This window comes from Metabacillus fastidiosus NBRC 101226 (assembly GCF_001591625.1).
GTDB classification, from domain to species: Bacteria; Bacillota; Bacilli; order Bacillales; family Bacillaceae; genus Metabacillus; species Metabacillus fastidiosus.
Genome location: NZ_BCVG01000127.1, coordinates 1 through 9,337 on the forward strand (window position 1 = coordinate 1; position 9,337 = coordinate 9,337).

Sequence of the window (9,337 nt, forward strand, 5' to 3'; positions counted from 1 at the left end):
CTGATAGAAGTTTCACTTTATAAGTTAGACGTGGCAGAGGATGGAAAGTTACTAAGTGTAAGTTTTAATTAATCATTATGGAATGTATGAAAAATAATGTGAAATACAAGAATTAGCTCGTATTAACAATGGTCCTAATAGATCTGGAGGAAATAAAGATGTAACCTTACTGAGGAGAAATTGAATAAATTAAAATATACGGAAATATATGCCTAGCTACTGAACGATCAATGTAATATAGTTAGTGAAATTATTTTGTAGATAAAAGCCGCTCTCGATTGAGAGCGGCTTTTATCTACAAAATGTTCTTATAGCGTTATTTTATTCCTCATCATTTACTTCGTCATCACCAATTTCATCTTCTCCTGGTTGATCTGTACCCGGATTTATCTCGTTACAGCCTGTAATAACAGTGCCTAGAAGAGATGCAAGAAGAATTGCAAGAAGTTTTTTTCTCATCATAAACCTCCAAAAAGTATAAATTAGAATCCTGATTAGGATTAGACTGCATTTGTAAATTATGCATAATATTATCTGGAATTTATTTAAGAAAAAATAAAGCAAGAAATTGGTAGGAAATGAATTTGTGATTAGTGCAAATAATAAGTTAACAAACAGTTGGATTATTAAGATTTGTCAGATACAAAGAGAGGGGAAAGACTATATTTTGCAGAATTTATAAGAGTAAATAAGGCTGGTAAGAAGGTACAAGAAGCTTGAGGCTATTCTTGCTGGAGGAAATGGAGATAAGCCTTTTCTTGTACCTGTATGTAATAAACTAATTCAGTTACAAAGTACCATTGCCTTGCTTAAGAGTCTGATGTCAATCTCGATCTGTTCTTTTAAAGCATCATCGTCGCATTTGAAATAATCATCAACTAATCTTACAAGTTCTTTTGAGAAAAAGAATGAATGATTATCCAACACAAGCCTCCTCTCAAAATAAGGACATATATTACATTATGAAATATTTTTATGATATTTCAAGAGATTTGCTAAAAGTACCTAAAATTAGCTTTAAAGCGACAAATGTAAATCCCCTATAGTGAGCTAATAGCTACTCCTGTTAATTTACCATTTAATGAACCGCTTAATGTAGCTGTTTGAATAGTTTTTTCTAAATTCATTAGTGAATGATCTAGAAATAAGTGTGCCGCATTTATTAGTTATTTAATTGTTTGTAAGCACAAAAAAACAAGCTAGTAATTACCAGCTTGTTAATAATTAAAATTATGTTTTTTTACGGACCATCGTGTTGAAGAATCAGTGTGTTGATTTAGTTTTTGTACTAATGATTGTGCGGTAGAGAAATCATTGAAGGTTTTATCCAAATGGCTGTTTGAATCCTTTAAGGTTTTTGTTGTCCCATTATTATTTCGTATAATTACGAACATTAGTCAACTCCCTAATTGAACTTTTAATTGGTAAAAATTTTCATCTTTTTTTAAGTATCTCATATAAAAATAGAAAAGTATATGTATTTGGAATAATAACTGAAAAAGATATCTAATTGTAGTAGAAGTGAAACAAGTAGTTGATGTGCCCTGATCTATCTTGAGTATTTTTAGATGCACAGTTTTTAAAGAATTGTATGAAACAAAAGAGTAGTTATATTTTATATGAAACGTAACAAAATGATAGATCAGTTGATTAGGAGAGAAAAAGGATATATAAAATTTAAAATGTGATTGATTAATGCCCTTTTTAATTTAATAAATGATATATTTAGTTTATATTCACATGAAAATAGCAAATCAAGACGTTGAAGTTATAATGATTCGTTTATGCTAATCTAAATTTCGTATTATTTTCTCTAATCTCAATTAATTAATTCATGAAATTTTTAAAAAGGTTATTATTTTCTGAGATATTGAGTAATAATCATCTACTTGAAAGTAAAAGGGTAGATTAATGATGAGAAAAATTCCGTGAAAAATATGAGGTGTTCATTCGTAGTATATTGAATCTGAATTTTCTGTATGAATCTACCTCGCTTTGGAAATAAGATGATTATGAATACTTTTATTCAATTATTAGTGTAAGATAATTTTTGGAGAAGAAAGAGGGGTTATCAAATGGAAAACATTGAAGTAGGCGAAATCTTTACAATTACTGATGAGAATGATCAGGAGGAGAACATTGAAGTACTGGCGGCGCTAAATATTGAGGGGACACAATACGTTGCCGTTAGCTTTGTAGAGGATCTTCAAGAAGAAACTGAGGAAGATATTGATATCTTCTTTTTAAAGGTCGATCAGGATGGTGACTTTACAGCTATTGAAAGCGATGAAGAATTTGACAAAGTTTCCTCAGCTTTTGATGAAGTAATGGAAGAAGATTAATAATTTTTCAAGAAAAAATGAATAAGCCTATTGAATCTGATGAATTGAAAGTTAATTAACAAGTTATTGTTTAAGATAATGAGAAGCGGGTATATAAATAACTGGCTGACTCTCTCCCTCATGAATAAGATAAAAGCCCTTCTCGATTGAGAGGGGGCTTTTTGATGTGGGATTTATTTCCTAATGGTAGTGCCAGTTAACTTAGGATGATTAAAGTATTATCAATCTAAAACTAAGGAATAATTGGATTTTTAGAATGTTTTTGGACAAAATATGCATAACAAAAAATTTAGGAGGAAATATTCTATGTCTGATAAAGTTAAAATGAGTTCAACAGAACTCGGTGCATTATGGACGACCTATCAAAAAAAAACAATGATTATGCGAATATTGGAGTCCTTTATTGAAAAATCAGATGATCCGAAATCAAAAAATCTTATGTCTGAATTGTGGGAGCAGCTGAATTCAAAAGTCATCGAAATTAAAACGATGCTTCATAATGAAGGGGCAGCCCCGCCTATCGGGTTTACTAAGGAAGATATTAATTTAGATGCGCCAAAGTTATTTGAGAATGGCTTTGACATTATGTTCTGTCGAATATTAAAAGAAATAAGTATGGGAATGTATGTACTCCATTTAACGATTTCGTATCGCAAAGATATTATTAAGCTCTATAAAGAACTTACTGAACTAACCCAGACATATTATGACCTTTTTACAGAGTATCTTTTGGAAAAAGGACTGCTACCTCGGCCGACCTATGTCAATATGCCAAAATCAGTCGATTATCTAACTGATAAATCATACTTGAAAGGATCTAATTTTTTAGGTCATAAGAGACCCTTAAATACTGTTGAATTTGGATTATTGTATCATGCTTTTGAAACGAATATTACCGGTATACAATTGATGACGGGTTTTGCCCAATGTGCTAAGAATGAAGAAGTGAAAAGGTATTTTATAAAAGGAAGAGAGCTTTCAAAAGAAATTTTAAAAGAGACTGGTGAAATTTTTCTCCAAAATGATATTCAGCCGCCTGCCACACCCGGAGGAACGATTACGAGTTCACAAGAGGCTCCTTATTCTGAAAAACTGATGATGTTTTGTACATATCTTCTGGGTGGTTTTAGTATAGGAAGTCAAGGGTTTAGCACCATTTTCAATTTACGTAATGATTTAATGGTGAAAACAGGGGTATTTGGTAAAGATATTTATGAATTTACACGTGAGGGTATTACGATTATGATTTCCAATGGCTGGATGGAGGAACCCCCCCGAATGGATATACATCATCTTAATAATCAGTAAAGTTTCTTGAGATTCTATTTATAATGACACTCACTATTCAGGTTATTTTTCCTCTTGAGAATAAACATCCCAAATTAGTTAAATATGTATAAAAATCTTCTTTTCTCTATCCGAGATGAGGATACGAGGAAGAGAACCATTATTAGAGAAAGACTTAGAGCTGTTATTATGCTTTAAAGAAAATGCACAATTAAGCTTAGAAATGATGTATAAGTTTGAAGAAGATGTAGCAGAAGAAATTAATAGGTTAAATGTTCAAACTACAGATAATAGGGATGAACCATTGGTTCGCAGAGAAAGTATTGAAGCATTAGAGAACCAGTTAGACTGTAAAAAGAAGCAAATGAAAAATGTTCAGGCATACAAGCTTGAACAAAAAATTATTGAATAAGAAACTTGAAATAATTAACTTTTTGATGAAAGCTTTAGATTAAAAGCACCTTTAAAGGCTGCTTTTTTTTCTTTTAGAAAAGGTGATATCAACTATCGATTCGATTGATAATCAGTATGAGGGCCGCAAATTGTTTCTTAGTATAATGTTCCCGTATAGATGAACAGGAACTCTAAATACGTTGTTCAGTTTCACCTAGCTCATAGTGTATACATATTAATATAGTAGGATAAGAGTTAATTGAAGGATCTCTAATCTTGATGCATTTTTTAATAGTACTGCTAATTAAAGAGTCCTGGATATATTTCTCCATATTCAACATTATAATAAGGCAGCTTTTTATGCCCTATATAATCACTTTAGCCGCTTCAAATTTGTCTCCAGCTTTTTCACTTGAGTGTTTAAATACAAGTGCTTCACTTGTATTTCCATCCTTCTTCATTTGGTTTTATGCTTCATCAGCTTAATCGTTATAAAAAATTCCAGGCTATTTCATCATCTATTCATACTTTTAACTCCAAGTGATATGAAACGCAATATTATATAAAAAGGAACGTTTGAAAAATGTTCAGAAGGAGGGAAAAGATGAAGCATAGCGATTGGGTTCAAGTTTTGATATTGGATCGTATTATTGTCGGTTATGTGGATGTTCTGATTGGGGATCGTGTATATGTCTGGAAGGTATGTGAAGTTCGCGGAAAGGAGCGGAAATATTTAAAAAAACATTTACTTTCTTCCTACTATAAAAATCAATGCACGGTTATGGAATTAGAATTAGAAACAGCTGACATGAAGGAAATTATAGATTTGGCACTGGCTACTCATGATAAAGAATGGTTCCAGGAATTAACGGATAGATTAATTATGTAAAAAATTTGTTAAGCGAAAAATGGCTTATAGAGGGAAAGGGGATTTATCGATATAACGTGCTATTCCAATACTGACAGTGTAAATAAAAAAGACCTACTTAGGTCCCGAAGAGTTGAAGAAGAATTCTTTTATTTCTTCTAATGTCATACCAGTGCTCAAAGTGAGCCAAACTAATTCCTGCCACTCTTGTTCTGAAAGTGTCTCTTTTAATTTGTAGAGTTCGTCCATAAGTTCTCCGATATTGAAAGATTATATTTTATATTATATTTCAATTCTTATAAGAATAATAGGTTTTTTATTATGCATTTACAAAAATATAAAAAACATCTTTGTATATCTTATAATGTCATTATCACTTACTGCCAAATAGAGAAGAATGTTTTTTATTAAATGAGATGTATTTTTAAAATTTAATAAAGCAATCGAAAGAAAGTCATAATTATTCGATTGCCAGGTGAATTAATTCTCAACTTTATTTAATTGTTGGTCCTCATATGCAATTAGGATGACTTTTTCTCCTTTTTCTTCACTAAGTGTTTTTTCGAGGAAATTCACTTGTTCAAGAGCTGCATCCGATAAATCTGCAAAATTGTACTGTTTCTTCTCCATTTTCATCACCTTTCGTTTTTGGGTTTAATAATTAAAGGAAGATATAGGAAAGTTATGTCTGTTTATCATCTATAAAGAGACATAAGTAAAGTATTTGTTTAGGAAGATTTTTTATTCGGAAAAAAGACAGCTGTTTCAAAGACTTTAAAATATTTTGAACTGTACCTAATTGTTAAACAAAGCTAACAATTGAGTACAGTTTTTTATTGTTAAATACCCTAGAAAAAACTGTGATTGGGAAGTAAATGACCTTCAAATATAGATAATGATAGAAATTATAATTATTCCGCTACTGTGAAATGAAGGTTTGGAAAAATCAAAAAAAGTATTGGACACTATCTGGCATCGTAAAATTGACCACATGTTAAATCGAGTTGGCTTAGATCCATAATAAAAGAAAAAATATCCTCTTTTATTATGGGAACGATAGCTGACTTTTCCTCTTATTCATTTATGTACATGGTCTGTGCTCTCTTAGGTGAAGTGATGATCGTTTTTGCTTATGATCGGCGAAAAATATTTGTTGGATGAAGAACAGTATTTTAAAGTTTCATTTGTAATTTTAAATAAGCAGAAATAAGATAACTGCTAAAAAGAAGATTTATAGCCTCTATTTAGGCCAAAATCTCCCTTTTAAAATATTGTCAATAAATTTATCTTGTTTTAGTAAAATGTTGAAATCTGGAAGTTTTATAAAAATTCTTCCATCCTTTGGTATATAAAAAATATGTACAGAATGTTCAGCTTCATATAAAAAGATATTAGACGTTGTTTCTTCATTAATCTCTTTTTTTAATCTTCGAAGCACATAGAGAATCTCACCCCAAAGCGGAAGATAAGGTTTCTCTTTATACAAATTAATTACATTTTTTAAATCAGTCCGTATGTCATCAATCATGTTGTTCTCCAATTTTATGTTATATCACAAAAGTTATTATAAATTAATCGGATCAATATATAAATAAAGAAATGACATAATTTAAAAATTAAATATGGTGAAGACTGTCATAGATTAAAAAGGAAATGCAGTTAACTGAATATTTTTCTATACAAAGCTGGGGAAGAAAGAGAATATGATGGAAGTGAAGATTACTGTATTTTGAAGGAGACAATCATAGTAATAAGAACAGAATGATCAGATATATGCTACAATCATATGGTAATCTATTACATTAATGGAGGGGAAACAGGGTGAAACGAATTCTTACTTTCTTTTTAGCTATGAGTATAGCAGTTCTATTTGCTGTTCCGTCTGTCACTAAGGCTGAATCAGAATCTATTCCTGCTTGGAAGGTATTCACTCCTAAAACAGAAGTCGAGATCGATAAAGAATGGACAATTACATTCAGCGACCAGATGGAAGACAGAAACCTTTATCAGAACATATCTATCATTCGGGAAAGAGATAATCAGGAAATATTTATTGAGCCTGTTATTGATCAAAATGATAAAAAAGTAGTGAAGCTCCGTTTAGGTCGTCTGTATGATTTTAATGAGAATTATGTTTTATACATAAAAGATGGAGTGAAATCAATAAAAGGAAGGCCTTTAAAGGAACCTGTAAAAATGAAATTTCAAACAGTAAATCCTAAATTTGATGATCCAAAAGTAATGAATCAGGATGGATTGGAATTTCAAGCAATGGTAAGCCAGATTGATAAGAAACTGTATACGAAAATAAAAGTGACAAATAAAAGTAAAGAAACTATTCCGTATTCCGGTAAAAATGGATGCGATAAAGGACTTTCCGCTGATCTGTTTACTGAAACTGATAATGGGGAAGTGAGAACAGGGAGCAAATGGACGAGTCCAGCGCTATGTACGCTGGCAATAAAGAAATATTCACTTAAGCCCGAAGAAACTGTTCAAATAATAGAAGTAATAAATCTGCCAAGTGAACCGTTAAATGGGGATGCTTATTTAAAGATAAACTTTCAAAGAGGGATACCAGATGGTAACCACTCTCCAAGTATAGTAAAAATTCCCGTACAACTGAAGTAGAAATAAACAATATCTTTAGAAGTTTATTAAGACTGGGGGACATGAAATAAGCTGATGCCTATTTCATGTCTTTTTTCTTTATTTTTCGCAGGCAATTCCATCGTCATCCCGATCAAGTTTTTTATTTGCTTTGTATAGATCAGCTGAAACATGTGGGGTATGTTTTGTTTTCCCACCTTTGTTTTTCACATTCGAATCTTTCGCAACTCCGCCTTTATAATCTTTGTTTAGTGCTTTGCAGTTTTTATAAGATTTGGCAGCTGCGTCAGCGGAAAAAGGGGAGACTACTGAAACTCCTAAAATTAAAGATGCTGATAGAATAATTGCTGTTACACGTTTCATTACATATTAACTCCTTTTATTTTAATTATTTGAAATGCTTGATTCCTAAATAAAAGGTGTATCAAGCTAAATCTCCGAATATAAATAAGTAATTAGAAATAGGTTAATAGTCCTTGTTTATAGCTAAAATTTTTTAGGTTTGAATAAAATACATTTTATATACAAGTTATCTTTATACTCTATATTACCAATTATTCTAATAAAACCCAAGTGTTTCTTTGTGAAACTTCCAATATAGATTCGTATAAAGCACTCCTGTTATATTATCCTTAATAAATAAGTAGTGAGTCTTTTAGCTTATTCTTTTATTAATAAGAGTATAAAAAAGGAAAAGATATTGGGTTTTGATAAAATAGAACATAGTAGATTGAATAGAGATAGTTTTGTTAAAGAGGGTTTTTCAGGTCAAGGAATTTTATTCGAATGTCATTTATCCGAATGTATATGTACGTATGAATCTTATTTTATCTTTTAAAAGATCCATACTTTACAGTATCCAATTTATTTACGAATAGCAACTGCTGTACCAATTGAAACCATGGATGACAGCTCCAGAACGTCATGATTGAACATTCTAATGCAGCCATGTGAGACATTTTTGCCGATTGAAGCCGGATTATTTGTTCCGTGGATACCATAATGAGGTTTTGATAATCCCATCCAAAGCACACCAAAAGGTCCGCCGGGATTCCTTTGTTTATTAATAATGGTGTACGTTCCAGAAGGTGTCGGTGATACTATTTTTCCGACCGCAATTGGGTAAGTTTTAATAAGCCTGCGCCCATCAAACAGCTTTAATTGATGTTTAGATGTGGATACGTTAATCCATCTCACCATAAGATCAGCTCCATTTTTTAACTAGTGTATGAAGAGATTCAGGCATTTGTTCTAAGCGGATAAAAGTATTATTTCTTAAAAATTACTCCTTATCATTTCTATTTTTATTTTCCTTAAGTGTTTTAATAGCGGCAGCTACTAAAATTAAAAAACATATTCCTGCCGCTGAAACAGCCTGAATAAGAAAATCCATGTATAACACATCCTATGTAGTTAATTATCTGTATACTACCAAATAATGTATATGTAATCAAATTCACAAATAAAAAAGAGGAGAGAAAAATGAAAATTTCTGAGCAGTTTATTAAGCCGTTTTCATCTTATGAAGAAGTGTTCTATGATGAGATTGAAAAACATAAGAAACACTTTTTGCCGATTTGTTCTATTAATTTGAAATGTATTTTCCCAGAGCAGGACGAGTGGCTGCACATCGTATCAGTAAAAGAAATATTTGAAGGGTATGTAGGGGAAGATACTGGACCCTTTCATACAGCTTTTACGAAAGAGGATATGATCGGATTCGATGTTATAGACGGAAAATATCAATTTGAAGCAGATTGGAATTACTTTGCTTTAGAGCAGTCACCTGAAAATGATTTAGAGGAAGCCTATTTATCCCAGCCTTAACGGGCAGTAA

12 protein-coding genes and 1 pseudogene are annotated in these 9,337 nt (G+C 31.3%); 6 read left to right on the plus strand and 7 right to left on the minus strand.

Going from position 1 to position 9,337, the window contains the following annotated elements:
* Positions 1–321 precede the first annotated feature (321 nt).
* Together BFA01S_RS22610 and BFA01S_RS22960 are read right to left on the minus strand one after the other, a co-directional pair.
* A complete protein-coding gene (locus BFA01S_RS22610; protein WP_156483919.1) occupies positions 322–459 on the minus strand; it encodes a hypothetical protein in 138 nt (45 codons plus the stop codon).
* 324 nt (positions 460–783) lie between these two features.
* Positions 784–924 carry a hypothetical protein gene (locus BFA01S_RS22960; RefSeq protein WP_169800513.1) on the minus strand — a complete coding sequence of 47 codons (141 nt, stop codon included), beginning with the start codon at positions 922–924 and terminating at the stop codon, positions 784–786.
* Between the two features lie 1,151 nt (positions 925–2,075).
* Here BFA01S_RS22960 and BFA01S_RS19140 point away from each other — a divergent pair.
* The 4 genes from BFA01S_RS19140 (at position 2,076) to BFA01S_RS19155 (ending at position 4,911) form a co-directional block, all read left to right on the plus strand.
* Positions 2,076–2,342 (plus strand): DUF1292 domain-containing protein, encoded by a 267-nt coding sequence (locus tag BFA01S_RS19140; RefSeq protein ID WP_066234620.1) that lies wholly within the window; start codon positions 2,076–2,078, stop codon positions 2,340–2,342.
* A 306-nt stretch (positions 2,343–2,648) separates the two neighbouring features.
* Positions 2,649–3,650, plus strand: coding sequence for a DUF3231 family protein (locus tag BFA01S_RS19145; RefSeq protein WP_066234624.1), 1,002 nt, complete (start codon positions 2,649–2,651; stop codon positions 3,648–3,650).
* A 115-nt stretch (positions 3,651–3,765) separates the two neighbouring features.
* Complete coding sequence (locus BFA01S_RS19150) at positions 3,766–4,041, plus strand: hypothetical protein (RefSeq protein WP_066234626.1); 276 nt, start codon at positions 3,766–3,768, stop codon at positions 4,039–4,041.
* A gap of 585 nt (positions 4,042–4,626) precedes the next feature.
* A complete protein-coding gene (locus BFA01S_RS19155) occupies positions 4,627–4,911 on the plus strand; it encodes an IDEAL domain-containing protein (protein WP_066234629.1) in 285 nt (94 codons plus the stop codon).
* 93 nt (positions 4,912–5,004) lie between these two features.
* Here the strand turns inward: BFA01S_RS19155 and BFA01S_RS23540 are convergent, their stop codons facing one another.
* The 3 genes from BFA01S_RS23540 to BFA01S_RS19160 form a co-directional block, all read right to left on the minus strand.
* Complete coding sequence (locus BFA01S_RS23540; protein ID WP_268874893.1) at positions 5,005–5,139, minus strand: hypothetical protein; 135 nt, start codon at positions 5,137–5,139, stop codon at positions 5,005–5,007.
* 231 nt (positions 5,140–5,370) lie between these two features.
* Positions 5,371–5,520, minus strand: a complete 150-nt coding sequence (locus BFA01S_RS22615) for a hypothetical protein (protein ID WP_156483922.1) — start codon at positions 5,518–5,520, stop codon at positions 5,371–5,373.
* Positions 5,521–6,130: 610 nt separating this feature from the next.
* Positions 6,131–6,418, minus strand: a complete 288-nt coding sequence (locus BFA01S_RS19160; RefSeq protein WP_066234634.1) for a hypothetical protein — start codon at positions 6,416–6,418, stop codon at positions 6,131–6,133.
* A gap of 293 nt (positions 6,419–6,711) precedes the next feature.
* Between BFA01S_RS19160 and BFA01S_RS19165 the strand changes: the two genes are divergently transcribed.
* Entirely contained in the window at positions 6,712–7,521 is an 810-nt protein-coding gene (locus tag BFA01S_RS19165) for an Ig-like domain-containing domain (protein WP_066234637.1), read from the plus strand.
* 78 nt (positions 7,522–7,599) lie between these two features.
* Here BFA01S_RS19165 and BFA01S_RS19170 read toward each other — a convergent pair whose 3' ends face one another.
* Positions 7,600–7,863 carry an excalibur calcium-binding domain-containing protein gene (locus tag BFA01S_RS19170; RefSeq protein ID WP_066234644.1) on the minus strand — a complete coding sequence of 88 codons (264 nt, stop codon included), beginning with the start codon at positions 7,861–7,863 and terminating at the stop codon, positions 7,600–7,602.
* A 501-nt stretch (positions 7,864–8,364) separates the two neighbouring features.
* Positions 8,365–8,700, minus strand: a complete 336-nt coding sequence (locus BFA01S_RS19175) for a L,D-transpeptidase (protein WP_066234647.1) — start codon at positions 8,698–8,700, stop codon at positions 8,365–8,367.
* A gap of 282 nt (positions 8,701–8,982) precedes the next feature.
* Here BFA01S_RS19175 and BFA01S_RS19180 point away from each other — a divergent pair.
* Positions 8,983–9,318: pseudogene (locus BFA01S_RS19180) on the plus strand (siderophore biosynthesis protein); the annotation flags it as partial.
* Between the last annotated feature and the right edge of the window lie 19 nt (positions 9,319–9,337).

Bases quoted from the DNA above. Each gene is read 5' to 3' on its own strand.
- BFA01S_RS23540 (WP_268874893.1), bottom strand. From the start codon at position 5,139: ATGGACGAACTCTACAAATTAAAAGAGACACTTTCAGAACAAGAGTGG.
- BFA01S_RS22610 (WP_156483919.1), bottom strand. From the start codon at position 459: ATGAGAAAAAAACTTCTTGCAATTCTTCTTGCATCTCTTCTAGGCACT.
- BFA01S_RS19155 (WP_066234629.1), top strand. From the start codon at position 4,627: ATGAAGCATAGCGATTGGGTTCAAGTTTTGATATTGGATCGTATTATT.
- BFA01S_RS22615 (WP_156483922.1), bottom strand. From the start codon at position 5,520: ATGGAGAAGAAACAGTACAATTTTGCAGATTTATCGGATGCAGCTCTT.
- BFA01S_RS19145 (WP_066234624.1), top strand. From the start codon at position 2,649: ATGTCTGATAAAGTTAAAATGAGTTCAACAGAACTCGGTGCATTATGG.
- BFA01S_RS19175 (WP_066234647.1), bottom strand. From the start codon at position 8,700: ATGGTGAGATGGATTAACGTATCCACATCTAAACATCAATTAAAGCTG.
- BFA01S_RS19150 (WP_066234626.1), top strand. From the start codon at position 3,766: ATGAGGATACGAGGAAGAGAACCATTATTAGAGAAAGACTTAGAGCTG.
- BFA01S_RS19160 (WP_066234634.1), bottom strand. From the start codon at position 6,418: ATGATTGATGACATACGGACTGATTTAAAAAATGTAATTAATTTGTAT.
- BFA01S_RS19140 (WP_066234620.1), top strand. From the start codon at position 2,076: ATGGAAAACATTGAAGTAGGCGAAATCTTTACAATTACTGATGAGAAT.
- BFA01S_RS19170 (WP_066234644.1), bottom strand. From the start codon at position 7,863: ATGAAACGTGTAACAGCAATTATTCTATCAGCATCTTTAATTTTAGGA.